General features: G+C 72.1%; 22 protein-coding genes. 10 read left to right on the top strand and 12 right to left on the bottom strand.

The features are described from left to right. The first annotated feature begins 89 nt into the window (after positions 1–89). From H181DRAFT_RS25785 to H181DRAFT_RS25770, 4 genes are read left to right on the top strand one after another with little or no spacing between them, the layout of a single operon-like run. Positions 90–941, top strand: a complete 852-nt coding sequence (locus H181DRAFT_RS25785) for a polysaccharide deacetylase family protein (protein WP_254666974.1) — start codon at positions 90–92, stop codon at positions 939–941. Next, positions 938–2,143, top strand: coding sequence for a glycosyltransferase (locus tag H181DRAFT_RS25780; RefSeq protein ID WP_045866840.1), 1,206 nt, complete (start codon positions 938–940; stop codon positions 2,141–2,143). The genes H181DRAFT_RS25785 and H181DRAFT_RS25780 overlap by 4 nt, the downstream gene beginning before the upstream one ends. Positions 2,144–2,151: 8 nt before the next feature. Then, positions 2,152–3,837, top strand: a complete 1,686-nt coding sequence (locus H181DRAFT_RS28585) for a hypothetical protein (protein ID WP_052708733.1) — start codon at positions 2,152–2,154, stop codon at positions 3,835–3,837. Beyond that, positions 3,834–5,093, top strand: a complete 1,260-nt coding sequence (locus H181DRAFT_RS25770) for a GNAT family N-acetyltransferase (RefSeq protein ID WP_045866839.1) — start codon at positions 3,834–3,836, stop codon at positions 5,091–5,093. The genes H181DRAFT_RS28585 and H181DRAFT_RS25770 overlap by 4 nt, the downstream gene beginning before the upstream one ends. Positions 5,094–5,116: 23 nt before the next feature. On the opposite strand, the gene H181DRAFT_RS25765 is transcribed toward H181DRAFT_RS25770, so the two are convergent. After that, positions 5,117–6,262: a glycoside hydrolase family 26 protein gene (locus H181DRAFT_RS25765; RefSeq protein ID WP_368073297.1), complete on the bottom strand. Its 1,146-nt coding sequence runs from the start codon at positions 6,260–6,262 to the stop codon at positions 5,117–5,119. Between the two features lie 231 nt (positions 6,263–6,493). Here H181DRAFT_RS25765 and H181DRAFT_RS25760 point away from each other — a divergent pair, with 231 nt between their 5' ends. Next, complete coding sequence (locus H181DRAFT_RS25760; protein WP_074468052.1) at positions 6,494–7,900, top strand: carboxylate--amine ligase; 1,407 nt, start codon at positions 6,494–6,496, stop codon at positions 7,898–7,900. Further along, positions 7,885–9,177 (top strand): NAD(P)-binding domain-containing protein, encoded by a 1,293-nt coding sequence (locus tag H181DRAFT_RS25755; protein ID WP_045866838.1) that lies wholly within the window; start codon positions 7,885–7,887, stop codon positions 9,175–9,177. Before H181DRAFT_RS25760 ends, H181DRAFT_RS25755 begins: the two co-directional genes overlap by 16 nt. A gap of 57 nt (positions 9,178–9,234) precedes the next feature. Here the strand turns inward: H181DRAFT_RS25755 and H181DRAFT_RS25750 are convergent, their stop codons facing one another. From H181DRAFT_RS25750 to H181DRAFT_RS25740, 3 genes are all read right to left on the bottom strand, one after another. Then, positions 9,235–9,921 (bottom strand): UdgX family uracil-DNA binding protein, encoded by a 687-nt coding sequence (locus H181DRAFT_RS25750; RefSeq protein ID WP_045866837.1) that lies wholly within the window; start codon positions 9,919–9,921, stop codon positions 9,235–9,237. A gap of 48 nt (positions 9,922–9,969) precedes the next feature. Then, on the bottom strand, positions 9,970–11,136 hold the full coding sequence (gene mqnE, locus H181DRAFT_RS25745; RefSeq protein WP_045866836.1) for an aminofutalosine synthase MqnE: 1,167 nt from the start codon (positions 11,134–11,136) through the stop codon (positions 9,970–9,972). Between the two features lie 85 nt (positions 11,137–11,221). Then, positions 11,222–11,677 (bottom strand): Lrp/AsnC family transcriptional regulator, encoded by a 456-nt coding sequence (locus tag H181DRAFT_RS25740; protein WP_045866835.1) that lies wholly within the window; start codon positions 11,675–11,677, stop codon positions 11,222–11,224. A gap of 338 nt (positions 11,678–12,015) precedes the next feature. On the opposite strand from H181DRAFT_RS25740, the gene H181DRAFT_RS25735 reads away from it, so the two are divergent. The 3 genes from H181DRAFT_RS25735 (at position 12,016) to H181DRAFT_RS25725 (ending at position 14,813) form a co-directional block, all read left to right on the top strand. Then, positions 12,016–12,687: a UbiX family flavin prenyltransferase gene (locus H181DRAFT_RS25735; protein ID WP_045866906.1), complete on the top strand. Its 672-nt coding sequence runs from the start codon at positions 12,016–12,018 to the stop codon at positions 12,685–12,687. Positions 12,688–12,901: 214 nt separating this feature from the next. Then, positions 12,902–14,089 carry a hypothetical protein gene (locus H181DRAFT_RS25730; protein ID WP_045866905.1) on the top strand — a complete coding sequence of 396 codons (1,188 nt, stop codon included), beginning with the start codon at positions 12,902–12,904 and terminating at the stop codon, positions 14,087–14,089. Positions 14,090–14,180: 91 nt separating this feature from the next. Then, positions 14,181–14,813 (top strand): rhomboid family intramembrane serine protease, encoded by a 633-nt coding sequence (locus H181DRAFT_RS25725; protein WP_045866834.1) that lies wholly within the window; start codon positions 14,181–14,183, stop codon positions 14,811–14,813. A 70-nt stretch (positions 14,814–14,883) separates the two neighbouring features. Here H181DRAFT_RS25725 and mqnP read toward each other — a convergent pair whose 3' ends face one another. Then, positions 14,884–15,840, bottom strand: coding sequence for a menaquinone biosynthesis prenyltransferase MqnP (gene mqnP, locus H181DRAFT_RS25720; protein ID WP_045866833.1), 957 nt, complete (start codon positions 15,838–15,840; stop codon positions 14,884–14,886). Continuing rightward, positions 15,837–17,288, bottom strand: coding sequence for a menaquinone biosynthesis decarboxylase (locus tag H181DRAFT_RS25715; RefSeq protein WP_045866832.1), 1,452 nt, complete (start codon positions 17,286–17,288; stop codon positions 15,837–15,839). The genes mqnP and H181DRAFT_RS25715 overlap by 4 nt, the downstream gene beginning before the upstream one ends. A 161-nt stretch (positions 17,289–17,449) precedes the next feature. On the opposite strand from H181DRAFT_RS25715, the gene H181DRAFT_RS28580 reads away from it, so the two are divergent. Continuing rightward, complete coding sequence (locus H181DRAFT_RS28580; RefSeq protein WP_045866831.1) at positions 17,450–18,001, top strand: PLD nuclease N-terminal domain-containing protein; 552 nt, start codon at positions 17,450–17,452, stop codon at positions 17,999–18,001. 88 nt (positions 18,002–18,089) lie between these two features. On the opposite strand, the gene ccsB is transcribed toward H181DRAFT_RS28580, so the two are convergent. The 6 genes from ccsB to hemL all read right to left on the bottom strand — a co-directional run bounded on the left by ccsB (position 18,090) and on the right by hemL (position 24,701). After that, positions 18,090–19,184: a c-type cytochrome biogenesis protein CcsB gene (gene ccsB, locus H181DRAFT_RS25705; protein ID WP_045866830.1), complete on the bottom strand. Its 1,095-nt coding sequence runs from the start codon at positions 19,182–19,184 to the stop codon at positions 18,090–18,092. Beyond that, the gene (locus H181DRAFT_RS25700; protein WP_078895981.1) at positions 19,181–21,121 is read right to left on the bottom strand and encodes a cytochrome c biogenesis protein ResB; all 1,941 of its coding nucleotides are present in this window, start codon (positions 21,119–21,121) and stop codon (positions 19,181–19,183) included. Before H181DRAFT_RS25700 ends, ccsB begins: the two co-directional genes overlap by 4 nt. Before the next feature lie 3 nt (positions 21,122–21,124). Beyond that, on the bottom strand, positions 21,125–21,901 hold the full coding sequence (locus H181DRAFT_RS25695; RefSeq protein WP_045866903.1) for a cytochrome c biogenesis CcdA family protein: 777 nt from the start codon (positions 21,899–21,901) through the stop codon (positions 21,125–21,127). Between the two features lie 37 nt (positions 21,902–21,938). Next, positions 21,939–22,541, bottom strand: coding sequence for a TlpA family protein disulfide reductase (locus H181DRAFT_RS25690; RefSeq protein ID WP_045866829.1), 603 nt, complete (start codon positions 22,539–22,541; stop codon positions 21,939–21,941). A gap of 130 nt (positions 22,542–22,671) precedes the next feature. After that, positions 22,672–23,388 (bottom strand): histidine phosphatase family protein, encoded by a 717-nt coding sequence (locus H181DRAFT_RS25685; protein WP_045866828.1) that lies wholly within the window; start codon positions 23,386–23,388, stop codon positions 22,672–22,674. Continuing rightward, a complete protein-coding gene (hemL, locus tag H181DRAFT_RS25680) occupies positions 23,385–24,701 on the bottom strand; it encodes a glutamate-1-semialdehyde 2,1-aminomutase (RefSeq protein WP_074468051.1) in 1,317 nt (438 codons plus the stop codon). The genes H181DRAFT_RS25685 and hemL overlap by 4 nt, the downstream gene beginning before the upstream one ends. Positions 24,702–24,793 lie beyond the last annotated feature (92 nt).

Below are 24,793 nucleotides of genomic sequence, written 5' to 3'. Positions count from 1 at the left end.
TCGTCCCGTCCGCGCTGCCCAGGCCGCAGCGCCGCGTCCCCGTGCCGGCCGCCGCCCGGAAGCCGGTGACGGCCCCCTCCACGGCACCGATGATCACGCAGCGCCGCCGCCCGCCCTGGGTGCTGATGTACCACTCGGTCTCCACCTGCACGGACGACCCGTACCGGATCACCGTCTCCCCCTACCGGCTGGACCGGCAGCTCCGGTGGCTGAGCAGCCGCGGCCTGACCGGCGTGAGCGTCGGGGAGCTGATGCGGGCCCGCGCGTCCGGCCGCGGCGCCGGCCTCGTCGGGCTGACGTTCGACGACGGCTACGCGGACTTCGTCGACACCGCGCTGCCGCTGCTGCTCCGCCACGGCTGCACCGCCACCGTGTTCGTCCTGCCGGGGCGGCTCGGCGGCGACAACGCGTGGGACGCACTCGGGCCGCGCAAACCGCTGCTGAGCGCCGACGGGATCAGGACGGCCGAAGCCGAGGGCATGGAGATCGGCTCGCACGGCCTGCTCCACACCGACCTCACCACCGCCGACGACGCGACGCTCGAACGCGAGACGAGGCACAGCCGCACCCTGATCGCCGACATCACGGGCACCGCGCCCGCAGGGTTCTGCTACCCGTACGGCACCGTCGACGCCAGGGCAGTCGACGCAGTGCGCACCGCCGGCTACGGCTACGCCTGCGCGATCGACCCCGGCCCGCTCACCGGCGTACACGCCCTGCCCAGGGTGCACGTCGACGCGTCGGACAACTCCGTGCGGCTGTTCCTCAAGAGAGCCCTGCACCCGCTGCGCCGCAAGCCGCTGCCCGTCTCCGGGACCGCGGCCCCCGGGCCGAAGCGGCCGCACGCCGTCCCGCAGGAGGCCGCCTCGCAGACGCCCCGGACCGGCGAAGACGCCCCCACGACCGGTCAGACGGACGACGAGAGCGGAAGCAAGCGGTGAAGGTCGCACACATCATCACGGGACTCGGCGTGGGAGGTGCCGAACAGCAGCTGCGTCTGCTGCTGCGCCACCTGCCGGCGCGCTGCGACGTCTTCACCCTCACCGCGCCCGGCGCCGTCGCGGAGGGCATCCTCGCCGACGGGCACCGCGTCACCCACCTCGGCATGGGCGGGAACTGCGACGTCACCGTCCTCCCCCTCCTGGTGCAGCTGATCCGGGACGGCGGTTACGACCTCGTCCACACCCACCTGTACCGCGCCTGCCTCTACGGACGCCTCGCGGCCCGGCTGGCCGGCGTACGCGCCGTGATCGCCACGGAGCACTCACTCGGTGAGAAGGAGATCGAGGGACGGCCGCTCAACTTCGGCGTCAGAGCGCTCTACCTGGCCGCCGAACGGCTCGGCTGCTCCACCGTCGCCGTCTCCGCCACGGTGGCCCGCCGGCTGCGGAAGTGGGGCGTCCCCGCATCACGGGTGCACACGGTGCCCAACGGCATCGACGCGAGCCGCTTCCGCTTCGACGCGGCGCTGCGCGCGGGCACCCGGGCGCGGCTCGGCATCCCGGAGGGCGCCTTCGTGGTGGGCGGCGTGGGCAGGCTCGTCCCCGGCAAGCACTTCGAGACGCTGGTGCGCGCCGTGGCCGTACTGCCGGACGCCCATCTGCTGCTGGCCGGTGACGGCCCGGAGCACGGCAACCTGCGGGCCATCGTCGAGGCGCTCGGCGCGCGGGACCGGATCCATCTGCTCGGGGAGTGCGACGGGACGGTCGCCGCTTCCGGCGCCGGGGGCGAGTGGGAGATCCCCGGGGTGCTGTCGGCCATGGACGTCTTCGTGTCGCCGTCGTCCGAGGAGTCGTTCGGGCTGGCCGTGCTCGAAGCGCTCGCCGCGGGCCTGCCCACGCTGTACGTCACCTGCCCCGCCGTCGAGGACCTGCCGCCGGAGGAGGCGCCCGGCGCCCGCCGTATCGGCACCGGCGTGCCCCAACTCACCGCGCTGCTGCGGGAGTACCGGACGGCCGGAGCCCGGCGGCTGCCCGTGCCCCCGGTCGTGGAGCGCTACGACATCGCGCGCAGCGCGGAACGTCTGATGGCTCTCTACCACGCCGCGACGAGCACCGCCCCGCAACTGCCCGCCCCGGCACCGCCCGCGGTGGCCCCGGCTCCCTCCCCGGCGCCGCCGACCCTTCCCATGACAACGAGGTGAGCACTGCAATGTCCAAAGCCGCACAGGGAGCGAAGTCGGCCACCGGACCGGCCTCCCGTTCGACACGCACGAACCGTTCCTCGCGTCGCGGCGCGACGGGCCGCACGGCCAAGCCGGCGGCCAAGGCCGCTGCCGCGGAAACCGAGGCACCGGCGAAGGACGCCGAAGGCTCCGGGAACGCCGGTGCCACAGGGGAAGCCACCGGGGAAGCCGCCGGGAAGGAGGGCGCCACCGCCGGGACGTCAGAGGCCGCCGCACCTTCCGGAGCGGAAGCGGAAACGGAGCCTGACGCGGGCTCGAAGGCGGGGACCGGGAGGGACGACGTCGCGGGCGAGTCGGCAGCGCGGAAGCCGGCCTCCCGGGACGACGGTTCCGGCGAGCGGCCGGCCACGGCGAAGGGCGTCCGCACCACGAGCATCGTCCTCGGCGCCGAGGACGCGGAGACGCCCGCCGCTCCCCCGGCACCGCGCGACGCGGAACGGGCCGTGCGGGCGCGCGGCGGGGCGGACACGGAGGCCGTCGAGACCGCGGAAGTCCGCGCCGGGAAGGGCGACGCCGGCGAGGCCGGAGACGCCCGGGCCACGAGCACGGAGGCGGACGGCGCCGAAACGGTGGACACGGAGAGCGCAGGCGCGGAGACCGCAGCCGCGGAGACCGCAGACGCGGAGAGCGCAGGCGCGGAGACCACAGCCGCGGAGACCGCAGGCGCGGAGACCGCAGACGCTGAAGGCGCCGAAGCCGGGAAGGCGAGTGGCGCCCGGGAGAACCGCACCGCCGAGCCGTCCCGTACCGCCGCGCGGACGGAGAAGCCCCGTACGGCCAGGACGACGCGCAAGTCCGCGAAGCGAACCAAGTCCGCCGAGCGCACCACGTCGGCTCGACGCACCAAGTCCGCCGGACGCTCGAAGTCGGCCCGGCGCGGTGCGTCCGAGGCGCCGCCCCGCGGCGAGCGGCGCCGTCCGGGCCGCCTCGCCGCGTCCCTGCGCCGCGTGCCGAGGTGGTGGCCGCTGCCTCTGTGCATCGCGCTGGGTGCCGCGGGCGGCGCGGTCTACTCCTCGGCGACTCCGCCGCAGTACGCGGCCATCAGCTACGTGGTCGTCTCGCCGGCCGGCCGTTCGGACGCCGCGTCGGCCCTCGGATACGCGCAGGCGTACGGGAAGGTCGCCACCGACCCGGTCGTCCTCGCCGAGGCCGAGGACAAGGCGAAACTCCGCCGGGGCGCGCTGAACGACACCGTCCAGGCCACCACTTCGCCCGACGCCCCGATGGTGCAGATCACCGCTTCGTCGCCCCGGCCGAAGCAGGCGGCGAAGAACGCCGACGCGGTCGCCAAGGCCCTCGCGCGGACGGCCAAGGCGAGCGTCAAACGGACCGGCGCCCGGCTGACCGTCCTCTCGGACGCGGTGGCTCCGGCGGCACCCGTCTCGCCGTCCTCCTCCGTCGCGGTGGGGGTCGGCGGCTGCGCGGGCGGACTGATCGGCGGCCTCGTGCTGCTCGCACGTCCGCAGCGAGTCCGCCGGCCTCACCCGGAGGACTGGCCGCCCGCCGCCGCCCCGGGCGCCACCTCCGCGCACCGCCCCGACGAGGCCGGCACCGGCGCCACCGCCACCGCCACCGCCACCGACGACGTCCCGCCCGCAGCCCTGTCCGCGGAGGTCAGCGGCGCCGGCAAGCGTGCGGAGCCGGTGCGATGAGCACCGCCGTCCGGACACCGGCGAGCGCGGGCACCGCCACGGCGGCGCCCGCCTCCGCGAAGGCCCCGGGCACGGGCACCCCGGCGGGATCGGCGACGGCCGCGAGACTCGTCCGCGATCCCGAAGTCTTCGGCGAACTCGCCGGTCAGTGGGACGATCTGCGCCGCCGCAGCAGGTCCTCCACCCCTTTCCAGAGCCACGCGTGGCTGCACTCGTGGTGGCTCTCCTACGGCCATCCGGGCCGGCTCCGCGTCGTGCTGGTCAGCAGGGGCGGCGAACTCGTCGGTGCCGCACCGATGATGCTCACGTACACCCCGCTGCCCACGCTGGTCGCCCTCGGCGGTGACATCACCGACTTCTCCGACGTACTGCTGGACGACGGCGACCCCGATGCCGCCCCCGCCCTGGCCGGAGCGCTGCACCGGGTGGCACGGGGCGCGGTGGTGGACCTCCGCGAGGTGCGGCCCGGCGCGGCGGCCGAGCGGCTCTACGACGCGTGGGCGGGCCCGCGCCGGAAGCTCCGGGACTCGGTGTGCCTGGAGCTGCCCGGCGTGCCCATGGAGACCCTGCTGGAGCGACTGCCGGCGCCCAGCGCCAAGCGCACCCGGCAGAAGCTGCGCAAGATCGACAAGACGGGCGTCACCGAGCACCTGGTGGGCCCCGCTGAGGCGACGGCCGCGGTACGGACGATGCTGAGCCTGCACGAACTGCAGTGGGAGGGCCGCGGCGTGACGCCGGAGCACCTGCTCCCCCGCTTCCGCGCCCATCTGCAGCGCACGGTACGGAAGTTGGTGGCGAGCGGCGACGCCGTGCTGACCGAGTACCGCATCGGCGGTGAGACCGTCGCCTCGGACATCAGCCTGAGCTCCGCCGACATGGTCTGCGGCTATCTCTACGGCGCCCACCCGCGCCTGCGCGCCGCGAGGCTCGACATCACCACGATGCTGCTGCGGCACGACGCGGCGTTCGCGGAGAGCAGCGGCCGCGGAACGCTGAGCCTGCTGCGCGGCACGGAACCCTACAAGCTGCGCTGGCAGCCGGTTCCCGTGCCGAACCAGCGGTTCGTTCTGGCCCGCCGCGAGATGGCGCCGGGCCTGGCCCTGCACACGGCGCGGATCCTCGGGCGGTCCGCCGCCGCCGGCCTGGTCCGGCGGTACGCGGCGCGAGGCGGATGGACGTGGCGGACGCGGACGACGGGACGGCGCTCCGGGAGCGGGCGTACGGCCGGAGGGGAGAACCGGCGGACGGCGGGGTGAGGACCCCGCCGTCCCGGGGCGGATCAGTCGATCCAGTCGGGCAGGTTGTTGTCGATCCGGATACAGATGTCGTTGCCCCTGAAGCACTTGTCGAACAGCGGCTTCCGCGTCGGGCGGTCGGACGGGGCGGGTTCCGCGGGCCGCTCCTGTTCCGGAGCCGGAGCGGGTGCCTGTCCGCCCCCGGGACGCCCGAAGAAGGCCCCGCGGTACGCCTCCGCCGAGTCCGGGTTGTGCGAGCACTGCCACACGCCGTGCGGGCAGTAGTCGGTGATCGTCTGGTAGAGGGGCCTGTGCCGCTCGAACCAGTCGATCATCCGGCTCACGTACTCGGGGTTGTCGCCGTTGCGGAAGAGGCCCCATTCCGGATACGAGATCTCCTTGCCGTGTTCCGCGGCGAAGTCCACCTGCGCCTGCAGCCCGAACGCCTCGTGCACGTGCGTCTCGAACGGTGCCCCTTCGGGCTGGTCGTACGTGTCCATGCCGATGATGTCCACGAACTCGTCGCCCGGGTAGCACTCCGGCCAGGGGATGGCGTCCCGGCCGCGGCTCGGGGTGAAGTCGAACTTGAACTTCTGGCCTTCGACGGAGCGCATCGTCCGCACGATGCGCTGCCAGTACCGCTTCCACGCCTGCGGTTCGGGGCGGCAACGGTGGCTGTACGTCGTGCCGTTCATCTCCCAGCCGAGCACGACGACCGTGTCCCGCAGGTCCATCCGCACCAGCCTCTCGGCGAGCGTCCTGTAGTGGGAGTCGAACCGTCCGGACGCTCCCGCGCGGAGCAGCCCGCGCACCTCTCCGTCGGAGAGCCGCTCCTCGTTCCGCTCCAGCATCGGCACGTTGAGCACGAACATGCGGTCCCGCTCGGCGTTGCGCCAGCGCGCCCACGGCGCGAGGAAGCGGGGCCGGCCCTCGATGTTGGACCACAGGTCACCGGGGAGGTAGGTGTGCCCGACGCGCAGGTCCGTGCCGCCCAGCCAGCGCTGCATGCCGTCGATCGCGCGTACGCCCCGCTCGTCGGACCGGAGGAAGGCGCCCACCATCGGCACCGGGTCCGTGGAGGGTGGCGGCGACGGCGCCGTGGCGGGCTCGCGGTTCTCCGACTCGGCGCTGCCGGCGGGCTGTGCCGCGCCGCGAATGAACGCCTGCGGTTCAAATTCGGGCAATCCCACAGGAATGACGCTACAGGAGGCCAAGAGCCCCGCTCCGACGATGACGCCGCAAACTCCTTTGACTCTGCGGCGCTTGGGGCTCCCCATCGTTCCTCCGATCCGTCGGCGACGTCCGCGCGTCGCGAAACACGCATTTCAGACCTCACCCTCCGGAACGGCGTAGTGCGATCTGATATCCCAATGGAGAGATTTTCTCCCTGTTCGCCCCATTCATGACGCAAGGACATACCCATGCCGACCTTCGACACGGAAGTCCCCGTCCTTTTGCTCCGGCTCGATCCCAATCCGTTCCACCACGGAACGCTGGGGGCTGTCAGATCGCTCGGTCGCACGGGGATCAAGGTCCATGTCGCGCTGGATTCCGCACAAGGGCCGCTGGGAAGCAGCCGATTCCTGCACCGCGTGCACACCCTGCCGCCGGGAAGCACCTCGAAATGGGGACTCGAATCGGCGCTCCTGCGGATCTCCGATTCCATCGGCAGACCCGCCGTGCTCATCGCGCTGGACGACCGCAGCGCACTCTCCGTCGCGGCGCTCACACCCCGCCTGACGGGCCGTTACATGCTGCCCGGAATCTCGCCCGAGCTGCCCGAGCGCGTCGCCGACAAGGCCGAACTCTCGCTGCTGTGCGAGCAGGCGGGCATCGCCCACCCCACGACGGTGACGCCCCGGAGCGCCGTCGACGCGGCCGGCCAGGCCGTCGCGCTCGGGCTCCCGGTGGTGGCCAAGTGGAGCCGCCCGTGGCTGCTCCCGGAGGGCATGCGCAGCACCACTCTCGTGAGGACGCCCGGCGACGCGAGCGCACTCTTCGAGCGCAGCGCCCAGGCGGGCAGCCGGCTGCTGTTGCAGCAGCGCCTTCCGGGCGGCCGCGGAACGGACTGGTTCTTCCACGGCTACGCGGCCGAGCACGGCCGCTTCCTCGCCGGAGGCGCGGGCCGCAAGGAGATGTCGTGGCCGCCGCGCACGGGCCTGACCGCCGTCGGCACCTGGCTCGCCAACCGGGAGGTCGAGGAGGCGGCGTCGCGGCTCGCCGCCGAGGTCGACTACCGCGGCATCCTCGACCTCGACTTCAGACTCGACCCGCTGACGGGCACCTACCACCTGCTCGACTTCAACCCCCGCCCCGGAGCCCAGTTCCGGCTGTTCACCGACGGCACCGGGACGGACGTCGTACGCGCACAGCACCTGCACCTCACCGGGCGTGCCGTGCCCGCGCAACGCGGCAGGCCGGGACGGGTGTTCGTCGCGGAGAACTACGCCCTGCTGTCCGCGCTGGCCACCACCGCCTCCCTCGGGCTGCGGACCGGTGACCGGGACCGGGGCTCTTGTCGTGCTCCCGGCCGCACCTCCGGCCGCGGACGCGGCCGCGGTGACGCCCGGGAGCACAGGGTGCGGGAACGGCGCGGCCGGGTGGAGGGCGCCTGGTTCTCCCTCGACGACCCGCGCCCGTTCTTCGCCATGGCGGCGGCCTGGTGCGTCCGCTGCATGTCGAAGGTCCGGCAGGGCGTCCGGCACCGGCTGTCGAAGCTGCCGTCGTCCACTGCGGCGGCGCTGCCTCCGGCGCCGCGGTTCCGCACCCCTCGTGATGAGCGATCAGTGAATGATCAGAGAGAAGGAAACGCATGTACGACCTCGTAGTGGTGGGCGCAGGGCCCTACGGCCTCTCCATCGCCTCGCACGCCGCCGCCGCCGGACTCAACCTGCGCGTCCTCGGCAGGCCCATGGCCTCGTGGCGCGACCACATGCCGCAGGGCATGTTCCTCAAGTCCGAGCCGTGGTCCTCCAACCTCTCCGACCCCGCCGGTACTCACACGCTGGCCGCGTACTGCGCCGCACGCGGCATCACCGTCGAGCACGGACGGCCTCTGCCCATCGGCACGTTCACCGAGTACGGGCAGTGGTTCGGCAAACGGGCGGCCCCGCCCGCGGACGAGCAGACAGTCACCTCCGTCGTGCCGTGCGCCCGCGGGTTCCGCGTCGAGACAGCCGAAGGCGAGGTGCTCGTCTCGCGCACCGTGGCGCTGGCGGTCGGCGTCATGCCCTTCGTCCACAAGCCGGGACCGCTGCGCAAGCTGCCCGCCCAGTTCGTCTCCCACAGCAGCCACCACCGCGACCTGTCCCGCTTCAAGGGCAAGGACGTCACAGTGGTCGGCGCCGGGCAGGCGGCGCTGGAGTCCGCGGCGCTGCTCGCCGAGGAGGGCGCCCACGTGCGCGTGGTGGCCCGCGCCGACCGCATCAACTGGAACACCCCGCCGCAGCCGCTGGAGCGCTCCTTGTTCAAGGCGATCCGCGACCCGCACTGCGGACTGGGGACGGGCTGGCCGAGCTGGGCGTGGTCGGAGATCCCGTGGGCGGTGCGGAAGCTGCCGGCGGGGCTGCGCGTGCACATCGCCCGCACGGCACTCGGGCCCGCGGGCGCCTGGTGGCTGCGCGACCGCTTCGAGTTCGCGGTGCCGGTCCTGCTCAGCAGCCGCCTGACCGCCGCCGAGCTGGTGCGCGACCAGGTGCGTCTGCGGCTGGAGTCCACCGACGGCATCGTGCGCACCGTCGAGACGGACCACGTCGTCGCGGCGACCGGTTTCGCCCCCCGGCTCGCCCGGCTGTCGATGCTCGACGACTCCGTGCGCGCGATCCTGCACCGGGTCGGCAGCAGCGACGCTCCGGAGCTGAACGCCCGCTTCGAGTCCTCACATCCCGGCCTGTTCTTCGCCGGGCTGCTCACGGCGCCCGCGTACGGCCCCTCGATGCGCTTCGTCTACGGCGCCACGTTCACCGCCTCGCGGCTCGTGCAGGGCGTGCAGCGGCGGCTGGCCGCACCCCGGCTTGCGACCGTCCCGCACGCGGCGCGCGCCCGGACCATCGAGCAGCACCGCGGCACGGAGGGGCAGTTGGCGGGACAGGCGGGACAGCGCTGATCCGTCCGGCCCCTCCCGGAAGCCCCTGATCACCAGTCCCTGATCAGGGGCCCTGGATCAGCACGTGCGCAGCGCGCCGGCGGCCACCTTGAGGTCGGAGACCAGTCCGGCCCGGACGGCCTCCCGGTCGTCGGCGCGCAGCACAGCGGACGGATGGATGGTCGCGACCACCCGCTCACGCCGCCCGTGCACGTCCTGCTCGATCAGCGATCCGCGTTCCCGGGTGACCCTGAACGAGGAACCGAACAGCGCCTTCCCCGCCGTCGCCCCCAGCACGACGACCACTTCCGGCCGCACGAGGGCCAGTTCGGCGCGGAGCCAGGGGCCGCATGCCGTCGTCTCCCGCATGCTGGGCGCCTTGTGGATGCGGCGCTTGCCGCGCCCGCCCGACGCGTAGCCGAACTTGAAGTGCTTCACCGCGTTGGTGACGTAGGACTGCGCCGGGTCGATCCCGGACTCCTCCAGCGCCTCGTCGAGGATCCGACCCGCCGGGCCTACGAAAGGCTCGCCCCGCTTGTCCTCCTGGTCGCCGGGCTGCTCCCCGAGCAGCATCACGCGGGCACCGGCGTCACCGCTGCCGAAGACCGTCTGCGTCGCGTCCTCGTGCAACGGGCAGCCGCGGCATCCGGCGGCTGCCTCGCGCAGAGCGGCGAGACCGGCCTCACCGTCCGGGAGGAAGGGCTCAGCCGTGTAGTCGTCCTCTGGTCCTCCGCCCCGGCCGACGGGCCCGTCTGTGGCTGGCATGGGCCCCGGGTACCCCGGGGCCCGCGCCGGCTACCCGGCCGTTCGTGCTCAGATGCGCATCGGCTGCGGCGACTCGCGGCGCTCCGGGTCCGGCCCGTCGTACTCGCGCAGAATCTCGTACCGGGTGTTGCGCTCGACGGGCTGGAAGCCGGCGTCCCGGATGAGTTCCAGCAGGTCCTCGCGGGTCAGCTTGTCGGGCGTCCCGTAGTTGTCGGCGTCGTGCGTGATCTTGTACTCGACGACGGAGCCGTCCATGTCGTCCGCGCCGTGCTGCAGTGCGAGCTGGGCGGTCTGCACACCGTGCATCACCCAGAAGACCTTCACGTGCGGCACGTTGTCGAACAGCAGCCGCGAGACCGCGAACGTCTTCAGCGCCTCCGCACCGGACGCCATCGTGGTGCGCGCCTGGAGCCTGTTGCGGACCTTGCCGTCCTGCATGTCGACGAAGTCGTGCTGGTAGCGCAGCGGGATGAAGACCTGGAACCCGCCCGTCTCGTCCTGCAGTTCACGCAGCCGCAGGACGTGGTCGACGCGGTGCCTGCGCTCCTCGATGTGGCCGTACAGCATCGTGCTCGGGGTCTTGAGGCCCTTCTGGTGCGCGAGCCGGTGGATGCGCGACCAGTCCTCCCAGTGGGTGTCGTGGTCGACGATGTGCTGGCGGACCTCCCAGTCGAAGATCTCGGCGCCGCCGCCCGTCAGCGACTCGAGGCCGGACTCGATGAGGATGTCGAGGATGTCGCTCGCGTCCATCCCGGAGATCTTCTCGAAGTGCTGGATCTCGGTGGCCGTGAACGCCTTCAGCGACACGGTGTCCGGGAGCGCCTCCTTGAGGGCGCTGAGCGAACGCGGGTAGTAGCGCCAAGGCAGCGTCGGGTGGAGGCCGTTGACGATGTGCAGCTCGGTGAGGTTCTCGCCCTCCATCGCCTTGGCGAGCCTCACCGCCTCCTCGATGCGCATCGTGTACGCGTCCTTCTCACCGGGCTTGCGCTGGAAGGAGCAGTACGCGCACGAGGCCGTGCAGACGTTCGTCATGTTGAGGTGGCGGTTGATGTTGAAGTGAACGACGTTGCCGTTCTTCCGCGTTCGCACCTCGTGGGCGAGACCGCCGAGCCATGCCAGGTCGTCGCTGTCGTAGAGGGCCAGGCCGTCCTCACGCGTAAGCCGTTCACCTGCGCGGACCTTCTCCTCCAGCTCGCGCTTGAGCCCAGCGTCCATGCGTCGCCCTCCTCGGATGTGTGCTTCGAGCGCCTTCTGGAGCCTACTCCCCGGGAGCACGGACCGGTCGGCCGGTCTGCCGCGCTCACACCTCCTGGGGCAGTTCGCCGACCCGGTTCTCCCACTTCGTGGACAGGACGACGGTGGTCCGCGTCCGCGAGACGCCCTTCGTGCCCGACAGCCTCTGGATGAGCGTCTCCAGGGCGTCGACGTCGGAGGCGCGCACCTTGAGCATGAACGAGTCGTCGCCCGCGATGAACCAGCAGTCCTCGACCTCGGTGAGGCTCCGCAGGCGGCCCGCCACGTCCTCGTGGTCCGTCGCGTCGCTGAGCTGGATGCCGATGAGGGCGGTGACGCCCAGGCCGAGCGAGCGGGCGTCGACGGTGGCGCGGTAGCCGGTGATCACGCCCGCGGTCTCGAGACGGTTGATGCGGTCGGTGACGCTGGGGCCGGAGAGGCCGACGAGCCGGCCCAGCTCGGCGTATGAGGCCCTGCCGTTCTCGCGCAGTGCCTGGATGAGCTGCCTGTCGACCGCGTCCATGTGTCCTGGTGCCTTCCGTCGCCGAATGCCTGGACTGTCCTCACCGCCGCGGAACGCGTCCTCCCGCCCGAGGCAGGGGACGTTCCTCCCGGCAGGGAAGCGTGGTTCTGCGAAATCTCCGGTAACGAATCTAAGGCATGGGGCTCGCTCGCCCTCAGACACCTCTGCTCAAGGGCCGCCGAAGGCACTCGCTGTGCCGCTGCGGAGCCTTCCGCCGGGGTGCGGGAGCCGCCGCCGCGGCCCGTACGGCGCGGCACCTATGCCCGTCCGTGCCTGTGCGTGCCGATGCGTCCGTCCCGGCGGCCGGGACCGCCGCGGCCCCGCGTACGCTCGGTGGCGTGACCGCAACGACCGATCGCTGCCCGTGGGTCGTCGGGGTGTCCGGCGCCTCGGGAACGCCGTACGCCGCCGCCGTGCTCCGGGCGCTGCTGGACGCCGGCGAGCACGTGGACCTCATCGTCAGCAGAGCGGCCCGGCTCACGATCCTGGACGAGACGGGCCACGCCTTCCGCGACGGCCATGCCGACGAGGACCTGCACCGCTGGCTCTCCCGCGGTGCGGACGGCACCCCGGACGCGTTCGATCCGGACGTCGCCGCCGTACGCCACTGGCCTGCGGGCGACCTCGCCGCGGGCCCCTCGTCGGGGTCGTACCCGGTGCGCGGGATGTTGATCGTGCCCGCCAGCACGGCCTGCGTCGCCGGCGTATCGCTCGGCCTCTCCAAGGACCTGCTGCAGCGCGCCGCCTCGGTCACCCTCAAGGAACGGCGCCCCCTCGTGGTGGGTGTTCGGGAGACGCCGCTCAACGGGCAGACGCTGAAGCACCTCGTCTCGCTCGACGAGGCGGGCGCCGTCGTCCTGCCCGCGTCGCCCGCGTTCTACGCGGGCGGCAGCACCGTGCAGCAGCTCGTCGACTTCGTCGCGGGGCGTGCGCTGGACGCGGCGGGCGTGCCGCACAAGCTCTACCGGCGCTGGGAAGGCGAGTTGGCCGGGCCCGGGCGCGGGGCCTGAGACCGGCGCGACGGGACCCGGCACTCTCCCGGACGGCACTCTCCCGGACGCGGGATCCGGCGGGATCTGCCGCAGGAACCGGCTCGGGATCCGGCTCGGGAACCGGCTCGGGAACCCGCGCGGCAGGGTGCGGCTCGCGGCCCGCGGCCCGGGCGCGGCACCGGGGCTCGGTACCGACTGGCGCCGGAGGCACGTGATGCGGTTGGCTTTCCGCATGCAGTCCTCCCGCCCGCGCCCGCGTCCCCGGCTGCGGTTCACCGCCGCCGTCTCGTGTGCCGCCCTGCTGGCCGTCTCGGCCGCCGCGTGCAGCGCGGCGGAGCAGCTGACGACGGGCATGACGGTCCGCAACTCGGTGGTGAAGCTCGGCGAGCAGTCCGCGGCCAGCGTCACCGTCTCCGTCGACGGCTCGCCCGAGCGCGCCCGCGGCTTCCTGGAGGCGGCGCGGGGCAAGCCGGTTCCGCAGCGGGACGCCCTCCGGCTGTCGCGTGCGGAGCTGACCGTGGCCGCCGGCTCGGGGGACGAGGAGGTCCCGCTGAAGGAGATGCCGGGGTCGGACGCGGCGAACGTGGCGGCCGCGCTCAACTTCGGCGGCAAGGACATCGCCGCCGTCAAGTCCGTGCAGGACAAGCTCTATCTGCGCGTGAGCCTGCGCTCGCTCGTGCGCCAGGCGGACGGCTCCGCGAAGGCCCGCCGCACCGCGTCGGAGATCGTCGGGCTCACGGACGATCTGCCGTCCACGCTCGGCGCGGCCAAGGACGCCCTCGACGGCGAATGGGTGCGGGTGGATCCGGAGGCGTTCGACGACTTCGCCCGTACCGCCGAGATGCTCGCGGCCCGCGCGCTGGACAACGACCGGGAGAAGAACCGGACGGAGAGCAAGAAGAAGCAGGCCGAGGACGCGGAGAGGGCCGAGGCCGAGCGGAAGAGCGAGCAGGCCCGCCGCACCCGCGAGATCCGCGACGCGGTGACCATCGGTTCCGCGCTCGACGGGCAGTCCCAGCGGGAGTTCGTGACGGGAGTGCAGGAACTGCTGCGCGAGCACGCCGAATTCTCCGACCGCGGCGAGCACGACGGAGCCGAGCGCGTCCGGCTCACACTTCCGGGTGACAAAGCCGCCGACGACCTCGTCTCGGCGCTGAAGCCGCTGGGCGCGGAGATCGACCCCGACCGCGTGCCGGACCGCGACGTCACCGCCGATCTCGACATCCGCCGCGGCCAGCTGACGACGCTCACGCTCGACCTCGACCAGTTCACCGGCACGGGCAGGAGCCTGCCCCTGCGCGTGGAGTTCAGCGGCGGCGACGCCGTGCCCGTCGCCGCGCCCGGCGGAACGAAGGAGCTCGAGCCGCAGGACCTCGTGGCGGCGCTGATGTACGGCGCCCTGGGCACGGAGCATTTCTGACGCCATCCTGAGGTGCGGAACACGCGCGCCGTCTGCCACGTTCCCACTGCGAAGGCATCGGCTCCGCCCACTCTTCTCAAGGGGAGACTCGATGGCGTACGGATCAGGGTCCGGCACCGACAGCACCAGCAGCGGCAAGGTCACGAGCGGGGGCGCCAAGACGGCGGCCAAGCTGATACTGGCCTGGGTCGCGCTGCTGTGGGTGCTGGAGGCGGTCGACTACGCGTCCGGCCACGCTCTGGACACCTTCGGGATCGTCCCGCGCCGGCAGGACGAACTGGTCGACGTCGTGCCGGCCGCGTTCATGCACTTCGGCTTCGGCCATCTCGTGGCGAACACGCTGCCGCTGCTCGTCCTCGGCTTCCTCGCGGCGCTCCGCGGGACGGCCAGGTTCCTCGCCGTCGCCTTGACGATCATCGTGGTCAGCGGGGTGGGCGTGTGGCTGGTGGCCCCGCCGGCGAGCAACACGGCCGGGGCGTCGGGCCTGATCTTCGGCCTCTTCGGCTACCTGCTGGTGCGCGGTTTCGTGGACCGCCGCATCACCGACGTGGCGCTGGGCGGTGTCGTCGCCGTCCTGTACGGCTCGATCCTCTGGGGTGTGCTGCCCACCGACGGCGGCATCTCCTGGCAGGGGCACCTGTTCGGGCTGGTCGGCGGGATCGTCGCGGCCTTCCTCACGTCCTCCCGGCGTGCGCCCGGCGGAACCAAGCCCGCCTGGCACTGACGCCGGGCGCGACGCCCGGCACTGACGCAGGGCCGTCGGCGCAGGGGCGCGGGCGTCCGGCGTCCGGCGGTCAGACGCCCAGCCCGCGGACGGCGAGGTCGAGCAGCGCGCACACGAACAGCGCGATGCCGATGAAGCCGTTGACGCTGAAGAAGGCACGGTTGAGGCGGGACAGATCACCGGGCTTGACGATGGAGTGCTCGTAGACGAAGGCGCCGGCCACGATCACCAGCCCGAGCCAGTAGAACGCCCCCGCCCCGGTGAGCCAACCGAACCAGAACAGCAGCAGCACGGTGACGACGTGGCAGACGCGCGCCCCGTACAGCGCCGCCGCGATCCCGAAGCGGGCCGGCACGGAGCGCACCCCGTGGGCGCGGTCCGCCGCGACGTCCTGGCAGCCGAAGATCAGGTCGAAGCCGCCGATCCACACGCCGACCGCGAGCCCGAGCACCACCGCGTCCCAGGACCAGGCGCCGGTCACCGCGATCCACGCGCCGACCGGGCCGATGGCCTGCGCGAGTCCGAGGATGGCGTGCGGGAAGTCGGTGAAGCGCTTCCCGTACGGATAGACGACCATCGGGAGCACGGCCGCCGGCGCCAGCGCGAGGCAGAGCGGGTTGAGCAGCGCACACGCCCCGAGGAAGACGACGACCGCGACGAGGGCGCCCGCCCACGCCGAGCGGACCGACAGTGCGCCGGTGACGAGTTCGCGTCCGGCCGTGCGCGGGTTCCGGGCGTCGATCTCGCGATCGATGATCCGGTTGGCGGCCATGGCGAAGGTGCGCAGCCCGACCATCGCGACGGTGACGAGCAGCAGCTCGCGCCACTCGACGGCTCCGCTCTCCTCGAACATCGCGGTGAGCGCGGCGATGTAGGCGAAGGGCAGCGCGAAGACGGAGTGCTCGATCATCACCAGGCGCAGGAACGCCCGTACGCCGCCCTGCGGACGCGGGCTCCCCGCGGGGGCGGGCCGCGCGGTCTCCCCGTGGCCGGCTCCGCCGCCGCCCGCGACTGCTTCGCCGCTCACAGGCCGTACTCCTTCCAGCGCGCGGTGACGCGTTCGGCGATCCGCGGGTCGGACTCGATCATGTGCGGCCAGCCGCCGTCGCGGGTGTACCCCTCCTCGGGCAGCTTCGCGGTGGCGTCGATGCCCGCCTTTCCTCCCCAGAACTGCTGGTAGGAGGCGTGATCGAGGTGGTCGACCGGCCCTTCGACGACGGTCAGGTCACGGGAGTAGTCGACGTTTCCGAGCGCCCGCCACGCGACTTCGTGGAGGTCGCGTACGTCACAGCCGGCGTCCACGACGATGATCAGCTTCTCCAGGGAGAGCATGTGGGCGCCCCAGATCGCGTGCATGACCTTCTGCGCGTGCTTGGGATACTTCTTGTCGATCGAGACGATCATGCAGTTGTGGAATCCGCCCGCCTCGGGGAGGTGGTAGTCCACGACGTCCGGGACGATGATCTTGAACAGCGGCAGGAAGAACCGCTCAGTGGCACGGCCGAGCGGCCCGTCCTCCGTCGGCGGCCGGCCCACGACGATCGACTGGAAGACCGGCCGCTTCCGCATCGTCACGCAGTCGATCGTCAGCGCCGGGAAGTCCTCCTGCGGCGTGTAGAAGCCGGTGTGGTCCCCGAACGGGCCCTCCGGGCGCATCTCCCCCGGCTCCAGCCAGCCCTCCAGCACCACTTCCGCGTTCGCCGGCACCTGCAGCGGCACGGTCTTGCAGTCGACCATCTCGACGCGCTTGCCCTGGGTGAACCCCGCGAACAGGTACTCGTCGATGTCGCCCGGCAGCGGCGCCGTCGCGGCGTACGTCACGGCGGGCGGGCAGCCGAAGGCGATGGCGACGGGCAGCTTCTCACCGCGCCGGGCAGCGACCTGGTAGTGGTTGCGGCTGTCCTTGTGGATCTGCCAGTGCATGCCGATGGTGCGGCGGTCGTGCCGCTGGAGCCGGTAGAGGCCGAGGTTGCGTACGCCCGTCTCCGGGTGCTTCGTGTGCGTCAGCCCGAGGTTGAAGAAGGAGCCGCCGTCCTCCGGCCACGTGAACAGGGCGGGCAGCTGGTCCAGGTCCACGTCGTCGCCCTGCACGACCACGTCGTGCACGGGGCCGTCCTTGACCTTCTTCGGGGGGACGTGCGCCATGGCGCCGAGCTTCCCGAACGCCTCGCGCATCCCCACGAACCCCTGGGGGAGTTCGGGCTTCAGCAGTCCGCCGATCTTCTCGCTGATCTCGTCGTACGAGCGCAGCCCCAGCGCCTTCAGCAGGCGGCGGTCCGTCCCGAAGACGTTCATCGCGAGCGGCAGCGACGAGCCCTTGACGTTCTCGAAGAGCAGCGCCGGGCCGCCCGCCTTCTGCACCCGGTCGACGATCTCTCCCACTTCCAGGTACGGATCCACCTCGGCCTTGATGCGCTTGAGGTCCCGGTCCCGCTCCAGCGCCCGCAGCAGCGAGCGGAGATCGTCGTAAGCCATGCGCTCCAGTATCCGGTATGGCCCCGTGGCCTTCGCCGCCCGCCCCCGGGGCCGCACAGCTCCCCGTTACGCTGGCCTACGTACGTGAACCGCAACGCGAACCGCGCCAACCGCACTACTGGCCCGCCGTGCCGGGACAGCTCGCCTAGGGGGCGTCACACATGCTGAGGTACCTGCCGTTCATCCTCGTCCTGGCGGTGTGGATCTACGCCTTCATCGACTGCCTGAACACACCGGAGAAAGAGGTCCGCAAGCTGCCGAAGGTGGCGTGGGTGCTCATCATCCTGCTCTTCGGCCAGGTGCTGCTCGGCCCGATCGCCTGGTTCGCGGTCGGACGCCCCCGCCGGAACGCCCCCTACGGCGCCACCCGCCCCGACGAGCGGCGGTGGGTCGCCCCGGACGACAACCCGGAGTTCCTGAAGTCCCTCAAGGACGGAACGCCCTCGGGCGGCCCGCAGACCGACGGTGAGCAGGGCGACGAGGGCGGCGCGGAGTCCGGCCGTCCGCTCGGGACCGGTCCGGACGCCGGGGCCGAGGGCGGCGAGCGCGGCAAGAGCGCGGAACCCGCCGCAGGTTCCGTCCCGGCGGACGGGGGCGCCTCCGGCGACGGCGCGCCCGCCGAGCCGACGCGGCAGGAGGCGGAGCTGCACCGCCGCGAGGAAGAGGCACGGCAGCGGGACAACGGTTCGGACGAGCCGCCCCAGGCCCGCTGACCCCCGCCCCGCAGGGGCGCGAGGCGGCTGAGGCCGCAGGTCGGCGGGCGGACGGGAGGCGGCCGGCGGCCCGGACGGGCCGTACGGCTCAGACCCCGCCGTAGCTGTGCTTGCCGTTGAAGAAGATGTTCACGCCGTAGTAGTTGAAGAGGAAGCACGCGAAGGCCAGCAGCGCCAGGTAGGCGGCCTTGCGGCCCTTCCAGCCCGCGGTGGCGCGGGCGTGCAGGTAGCACGCGTACGCGACCCAGGTGATGAAGGACCAGACCTCCTTCGGGTCCCAGCCCCAGTAGCGTCCCCAGGCGTCGCCCGCCCAGATCGCGCCGGCGACGATCGTGAACGTCCACACGGGGAAGACGGCCGCGTTGATGCGGTACGCGAACTTGTCCAGCGACGTCGAGGACGGCAGCCGCTCCAGGACGGACGTGGCGAAGCCCCCGGGCTTGCCCCCGTCCAGCAGCTTCACCTCGTAGCGGTCCCGGAAGAGGTAGAGCACCGTCGCCACGAAGCCGAGGTAGAACAGCGCGCCGCAGCAGATGGCCAGGGAGACGTGGATCCACAGCCAGTAGGAGTGGAGCGCGGGCACGAGCTGGTCGCTCTCGGTGTAGAGCACGGTGACGGCCAGCCCCAGGTCGAGCAGGACCGTCGTGACCAGCGGCAGGCCGATCCAGCGGACGTTCTTCTTCGCGACGAGGAACCCGAGGTAGCCGCCGACGGCGACCATCGAGAAGGCCGTCGAGAACTCGTACATGTTGCCCCACGGGGCACGCTGCACCGACAGCGCGCGAGCGAGCACGCCCGCCACGTGCAGCAGGAAGGCCAGCGTCGTCAGGGAGACGGCGATCCGGCCGTACAGGTCGCCCTGCTCGTCACCGCCCGCGGCGCCGGGGCCGTCGGGGAGGTCGCCGCGGCGGCCCGACGAGGAGCGTACGACGACCTTGGGGCGCTCCAGCACCGAAGTGCTCCCGCCCTTGCGCACCTTGACCGCGGGCGCGGCGGCGTCCCCGCTCTCCTTCTCGCCCTTGCCGCTCAGCGCCGCGGCCGTGCGTGCGACCTTGCTGCGGCTGCCGAAGACCCACTCGGCGATGTGAGCGGCGAAGGCGAGCGTGTACACGGCCATCGCCGAATAGATCAGGTAGTTGCTGATCTCGGCGAGACTCTCGTTGGTTGCGGCAGCGATGTTCACTGGCGTTCTCCTCGCGGCGAGGCTTCGGCGCCGTCCTGGGGGCTGTCTTCGGTGGTCTTGCCGGGCGGGGGCGGGGTGCGGGACGGGGGAACCTGCGGAGCCGGGCTCCGGTCCGCTCCCCCGGTGCCGGTGCCGGTGGCCTCGGTGTCGGCGCAGTCCGTCTCCCCGGTGTCACCGGCGTCCGCGGCGTCCGCGGCGTCCTCAGCGGCGTCCGGTCCGGTCTCCTCGTGCACCGGAGGGGCGTCGGACTGCAGGGAGAGCGCCAGGTCGCCCAGCTCCTCGGGGAGTCTCGCGGACTCGCTGCGGCCGAGCCCGGCCATCTCCACGACGGTGCGGCCGTCCGGCCCCGCGACCGCCCGCACCCACACGCGGCGCCGCTGGATGAACAGCGAACCGGCGAGGCCGGCGATCGCGGCGAGCGCACCGCCCAGCGCCCAGCCGTTGCCGACCTGATGGACGATCTGGAACTGGGCCCACTTCCGTACGCCCTCGAACTTCAGCGAGGCCTTCCCGTCCGGGAGTTTCATGGACTCGCCGGGAAGGATCTTCTTCGCGAGCGGCCTCCCGTCCTTCCCCTTGAACTGCTTCATGGGCTCGGTGTCGAGCTGGTAGACGCTCTCGTACCCGAGGGGGCCGTGGTAGGCGGTGAGGAAGAGCACCGGGTACTTCAGCGAAGGGGACTGCGAGAACATCGAGCCGGAGCCCGAGCCGCCGAAGGTCGGCACGAAGAAGCCCTGGAAGCCGAGCTGGTCCTTGAACCCCTTCGCGTTGCGGTAGTCGGTGACCTTCACGACACCCGACGACGTCAGGTTCCCGTCCTGCGGCAGGAACGGCACGGGACCCCGGTAGGCCGTCCTGCCCTCGCCGTCCTTGACGGACACCACGGGCGCGTAGCCGTTGCCGTTCAGGTAGACCTTGGTGTCGCCCGCCTCCAGCGGATGGTTCACCTCGATCGTGCTCCGCCGCTCCTTGCCGTCCGCCCCCTTCCAGTACGAGACGTCGGCGCGGAAGTCGCGGGCCGTGCCCTTCTCCGGGCCGCTCTCCTCGTACGTGGCGTGGAAGCGGTCGAGGGTGAAGCCGAAGGAGTCCAGGTCGCTGGTGTCGAAGAGGGAGCCGGACTTGAAGTCGTCGTACTGCGTGAGGGTGTTGGAGAAGCCGTCGCCCTGGATGATCAGCTTGCCGCCTTCGGACTTCCACAGCTGCCCGGCCGCGAACGCCAGCAGCAGCACGATCAGCGCGATGTGGAAGACGAGGTTGCCCGCTTCGCGCAGGTAACCCTTCTCCGAGGCGACGGCGTCGCCGTCGCGCTGCACCCGGAAGCGCCGCTTCCCCAGCAGCTTCGCGGCCCCGCCCAGCACGGCGTCGGGCTCGGCACCGGTGTGCCAGGTCGTGTAGGCGGGCATCCGGTCCAGGCGCCGCGGCGCACGCGGCGGCCTCCCCCGCAGCTGGCCCACGAACTGCCACGTGCGGGGCACGATGCAGCCGGCCAGCGACACGAACAGCAGGATGTAGATCGCGGAGAACCACACCGAGGTGTAGACGTCGAAGAGCTGCAGCTTCTCGTAGACGGGCGAGATGACGTCGTGCTTCTCCTTGAACTCCTCGACCTTGACGCTGTCGACGTTGGTCTGCGGGATGACCGAGCCGGGGATCGCGGCGAGGGAGAGCAGGAAGAGCAGGATCAGGGCGACGCGCATCGAGGTCAGCTGCCGCCAGATCCAGCGGGCCCAGCCGAGGGCGCTCATGGAGGGGACGTTGAGCCTGTCCTCGCCGGGGGCGGTCGAGAGCGTCGAGCGCTGCGACTGCTCGTCCAGCTGGTCGAGCTGCGAGGCGGCCTCGCGCGTCAGCCGGGTCTCGTCCCCGGCCGTGCCCGCGGCGTCGCCGCCGCCGTGCCCGGAGGCACCGCTGTTGCCGGAGTCGGTGGACGTCGTACGCATAGCTCAGATTCCCACGGTGTAGTCGGACGACCAGACTTGCAGGTCGTACACGATCCGGTCCCAGGCCCCCGTCACGAGCAGCAGCCCGACGACGACCAGCATCGCCCCGCCCGTCCTCATCACCCACGCGTAGTGCCGCTTCACCCAGCCGAAGGCGCCGAGCGTCCGGCGGAAGGCGATGGCGGCGACGACGAAGGGGACGCCGAGGCCGACGCAGTACGCCACGGTCAGCAGGGCGCCGCGGCCGGCGCTGGCCTCGTTGAAGGCGAGGGTCTGCACGGCGGCGAGCGTCGGCCCGATGCACGGCGTCCAGCCGATGCCGAAGAGCACGCCGAGCATCGGCGCCCCCGCGAGTCCGACAGCCGGCCTGCGGTGGATGCGGAACTCGCGGGACGTGAAGCGCGACAGCGGGCCGAGCGCGCCCATGAACGCCAGCCCCAGCAGGATCGTCAGCGCCCCCAGCACCCGGGAGATCACCGTCCGGTGCTCCTGGAGGGTCGCCCCGAAGCCCCCGAAGAGGGCACCGCCCGAGACGAAGACGGCGGTGAAACCGAGCACGAAGAGACCCGCGCCCAGAAGCATCCGGCCGCGGCGCGCCTGCGCGAGGTCCGTGCCGCTGACCCCCGTGACGTAGCTGAGGTAGCCGGGGACGAGCGGCAGGACGCACGGGGAGAAGAAGGAGACCAGGCCGCCGAGGACCGCGATGGGAACCGCCAGCAGCAGCGCACCGCTCAGGACGGTGTGGTTCACTCCGCCCGGACCGGCGGCTGCCGTCGTCATCAGGGCGGCGGCATCGGCGAGCTCGCTCATGCCGTGGTCACTTCTCCGCCGTCAGCGGGTCGAGCGCGGAGCGCAACTCCCTCTCGCTGAGCTCCTTGAGCGCCCGGACGGCGATCTTGCCCTCGCGGTCCAGGATCAGCGTCGACGGAATGGCCTGCGGGGAGAGGCTGCCCCGGGGGAAGCGGAGGATCAGCTTGCCGCTGGGATCGAAGAAACTCGGGTAGTCGACCTCGTAGTTGCGCTCGAAGGACTTCGCGTTGGCGCGGTCCAGGTCGCGGGTGTTGATGCCGACGAACTGGACGTCCTCGTCGTCGGTCTCCCTCGCGACCTTGGCGAGGTTCGGCGCCTCGTCGCGGCAGGGCTTGCACCAGGAGCCCCAGACGTTCAGTACGACGACCTTCCCCTTGTAGTCGGAGAGGTCCAGCCGCTCGCCGTCGACGCCCTTGCCGGAGAGGTCCGGAGCCGCCTGCCGCTCACCGCCGGGCACCTTGGTGATCTGGCCGGTGCCCTCGACGAAGTTCTTGTCGCCGGACGACGATCCCGTCTCCCCGTCACCGCACCCGGCGAGCACCGCCACACCCGCCACGACCGTGGCGACCAGCGGGGCGGAGCGTCGGCGGAAGGCGCGGATCCTACTCATGTGAAAAGTTTCGCATGGCTCTCGAAGGGATCTTTCCCGCCCCCCGTCTCCGGTGCGCGCTCGGCCGGTACGCGGAGACGGCTCGCACGACGTCGGGCCGGGGCCGCGGCGTGTGCGGCGCAGCGGCGGCTCAGGCCCCCCGGCCCCCGCCGCCCTTCCCTCCCCGCGCGCCCGCGCGGAGGTGCGGCGGCACCAGGTCGCGCGCCGGCTCCGTGTAGCCGACGGAGACGATCTTGTCCCCGTTGAAGGTGAAGGTGGTCAGCGAGGCCAGGGTGCATTGGCGGCGTCGCGGATCGTGCCAGAGCCTGCGCCGCTCGACGAAGCTGCGCAGCGTCCAGATCGGAAGCTGGTGGCTGACGCAGACCGCCTCGTGCCCCCGCGCCGCGTCACGTGCCGCGTCGATCGCGGCACGCATCCGCACGACCTGGTGCACGTACGACTCCCCCCAGGAGGGCCGGAAGGGATTGAACAGGTGCCGCCAGTTCGCGGGCCTGCGCAGGGCGCCGTCGCCCACGCCGACGGTCCGGCCCTGGAAGACGTTGTCGGCCTCGATCAGGTCCCCGTCCGTGGAGACGTCCAGACCGTGCGCCTTGGCGATCGGCTCGGCCGTCTCCTGCGCCCGCTCCAGAGGTGAGGCGACGACGTGCCTGATGTCGCGTCCCGCCAGATGCTCGGCCACCCGGTCGGCCATCCGGTGGCCCAGTTCGGACAAGTGGTAGCCGGGCAGCCGCCCGTACAGGATGCCGGTGGGGTTCTCCACCTCGCCGTGGCGCATCACGTGCACCACGGTGACGGTTCCCTCGTCGCCGGGACGTGCTTCCGCGGCTCTTCCGCCCTCGGTACTCATGCCGTCGCCTCCGCTGCGGCTCGTGCGGCAGCGGGCAGCGCGTCGGCCACCCGCTCCAGCGCTCCGTCGTCGTGCGCGGTCGAGACGAACCACGACTCGAAAGCGGACGGGGGCAGATAGACCCCCTGCGAGAGCATCGAGTGGAAGAACGCCGTGAAGCGGAAGGCGTCCTGGGACCTGGCCCCTTCGTAGTCCGTGACCGGCGAATCGGTGAAGAACACCGAGAACATGTTGCCCGCGACCTGCAACCGGTGCGCGACGCCCGCCTTTTCGAGCGCGCCCGTGACGGCGTCGCGCAACTGCCCGGACGCGGTGTCCACCGCCGCGTACGCCGCGTCGTCGAGCAGCCGCAGCTGCGCGACACCGGCGGCCGTCGCGACCGGGTTCCCCGACAGCGTTCCCGCCTGGTAGACGGGGCCCGACGGGGCGAGGTGGTCCATCACGTCGCGCCGCCCGCCGAAGGCCGCGGCCGGGAAGCCGCCGCCCATCACCTTGCCGAACGTCATCAGGTCCGGGGCGACTCCGTCGATGCCGTACCAGCCCTGCCTGCTCACGCGGAAGCCCGTCATCACCTCGTCGGAGACGTAGAGCGCGCCGTACTGCCCGCAGAGTTCCTTCAGTTGGGCGTTGAACCCGGGAAGCGGCGGCACCACTCCCATGTTTCCGGGGGCGGCCTCGGTGATGACGCACGCGATCCCGTCGGGCTGCGCGGCGAACGCGGCACGCACGGCCTCGATGTCGTTGTACGGCAGGACGATCGTCTCGCCGGCCTGCGCACCGGTCACGCCCGGGGTGTCGGGGAGCCCGAACGTGGCGACGCCCGAACCGGCCGACGCCAGCAGCGCGTCCACGTGCCCGTGGTAGCAGCCGGCGAACTTCACCACCTTCGCGCGCCCGGTGAAGCCGCGTGCCAGCCGGATCGCCGACATCGTCGCCTCCGTGCCGGACGAGACCAGACGCACCTGCTCCACCGGCCCGATCCGGTCGGTGATCTCCTCCGCGAGCCGCACCTCGTCCTCGCCGGGCGTGCCGAAGGAAGTGCCGCGCGCCACCGCTTCCTGAACGGCCGCGATCACCTCGGGGTGAGAGTGACCCAGAATCATCGGCCCCCACGAGCAGACGAGGTCGACGTACTCCCTCCCGTCCGCATCGATGAGGTACGGACCGGCGCCGGACACCATGAACCGGGGCGTACCGCCCACGGCACGGAACGCGCGCACCGGAGAGTTCACGCCTCCTGGTGTCACAGCGGCGGCACGGTCGAAGAGCGACTGCGATACTGGGGCCTCGTACGAGTAAGTCACGAGGGCCATGGTGTCAGAGCGCCCCGACCGGACGGCGTCCCACCGGGAGGTACGTGCGGGATGGGCGGCCCGGGCGGTACGGGCCGGGTAACGCGGGGATT

Origin of the sequence: Streptomyces sp. WMMB 714, from assembly GCF_900090125.1 — a bacterium.
In the GTDB taxonomy this organism is placed as follows: Bacteria; Actinomycetota; Actinomycetes; order Streptomycetales; family Streptomycetaceae; genus Streptomyces; species Streptomyces daqingensis.
The sequence above is the reverse complement of the archived record's forward strand: the minus strand, read 5'-3'. Positions and strand labels throughout refer to the sequence as shown.

Coding starts and splice junctions, on each gene's coding strand:
- H181DRAFT_RS25785 (WP_254666974.1), top strand. CDS start 90: ATGATCACGCAGCGCCGCCGCCCGCCCTGGGTGCTGATGTACCACTCG.
- H181DRAFT_RS28585 (WP_052708733.1), top strand. CDS start 2,152: ATGTCCAAAGCCGCACAGGGAGCGAAGTCGGCCACCGGACCGGCCTCC.
- H181DRAFT_RS25770 (WP_045866839.1), top strand. CDS start 3,834: ATGAGCACCGCCGTCCGGACACCGGCGAGCGCGGGCACCGCCACGGCG.
- H181DRAFT_RS25760 (WP_074468052.1), top strand. CDS start 6,494: ATGCCGACCTTCGACACGGAAGTCCCCGTCCTTTTGCTCCGGCTCGAT.
- H181DRAFT_RS25755 (WP_045866838.1), top strand. CDS start 7,885: ATGTACGACCTCGTAGTGGTGGGCGCAGGGCCCTACGGCCTCTCCATC.
- H181DRAFT_RS25750 (WP_045866837.1), bottom strand. CDS start 9,921: ATGCCAGCCACAGACGGGCCCGTCGGCCGGGGCGGAGGACCAGAGGAC.
- mqnE (WP_045866836.1), bottom strand. CDS start 11,136: ATGGACGCTGGGCTCAAGCGCGAGCTGGAGGAGAAGGTCCGCGCAGGT.
- H181DRAFT_RS25740 (WP_045866835.1), bottom strand. CDS start 11,677: ATGGACGCGGTCGACAGGCAGCTCATCCAGGCACTGCGCGAGAACGGC.
- H181DRAFT_RS25730 (WP_045866905.1), top strand. CDS start 12,902: ATGCAGTCCTCCCGCCCGCGCCCGCGTCCCCGGCTGCGGTTCACCGCC.
- H181DRAFT_RS25725 (WP_045866834.1), top strand. CDS start 14,181: ATGGCGTACGGATCAGGGTCCGGCACCGACAGCACCAGCAGCGGCAAG.
- H181DRAFT_RS25715 (WP_045866832.1), bottom strand. CDS start 17,288: ATGGCTTACGACGATCTCCGCTCGCTGCTGCGGGCGCTGGAGCGGGAC.
- H181DRAFT_RS28580 (WP_045866831.1), top strand. CDS start 17,450: ATGCTGAGGTACCTGCCGTTCATCCTCGTCCTGGCGGTGTGGATCTAC.
- H181DRAFT_RS25700 (WP_078895981.1), bottom strand. CDS start 21,121: ATGCGTACGACGTCCACCGACTCCGGCAACAGCGGTGCCTCCGGGCAC.
- H181DRAFT_RS25695 (WP_045866903.1), bottom strand. CDS start 21,901: ATGACGACGGCAGCCGCCGGTCCGGGCGGAGTGAACCACACCGTCCTG.
- H181DRAFT_RS25690 (WP_045866829.1), bottom strand. CDS start 22,541: ATGAGTAGGATCCGCGCCTTCCGCCGACGCTCCGCCCCGCTGGTCGCC.
- H181DRAFT_RS25685 (WP_045866828.1), bottom strand. CDS start 23,388: ATGAGTACCGAGGGCGGAAGAGCCGCGGAAGCACGTCCCGGCGACGAG.
- hemL (WP_074468051.1), bottom strand. CDS start 24,701: ATGGCCCTCGTGACTTACTCGTACGAGGCCCCAGTATCGCAGTCGCTC.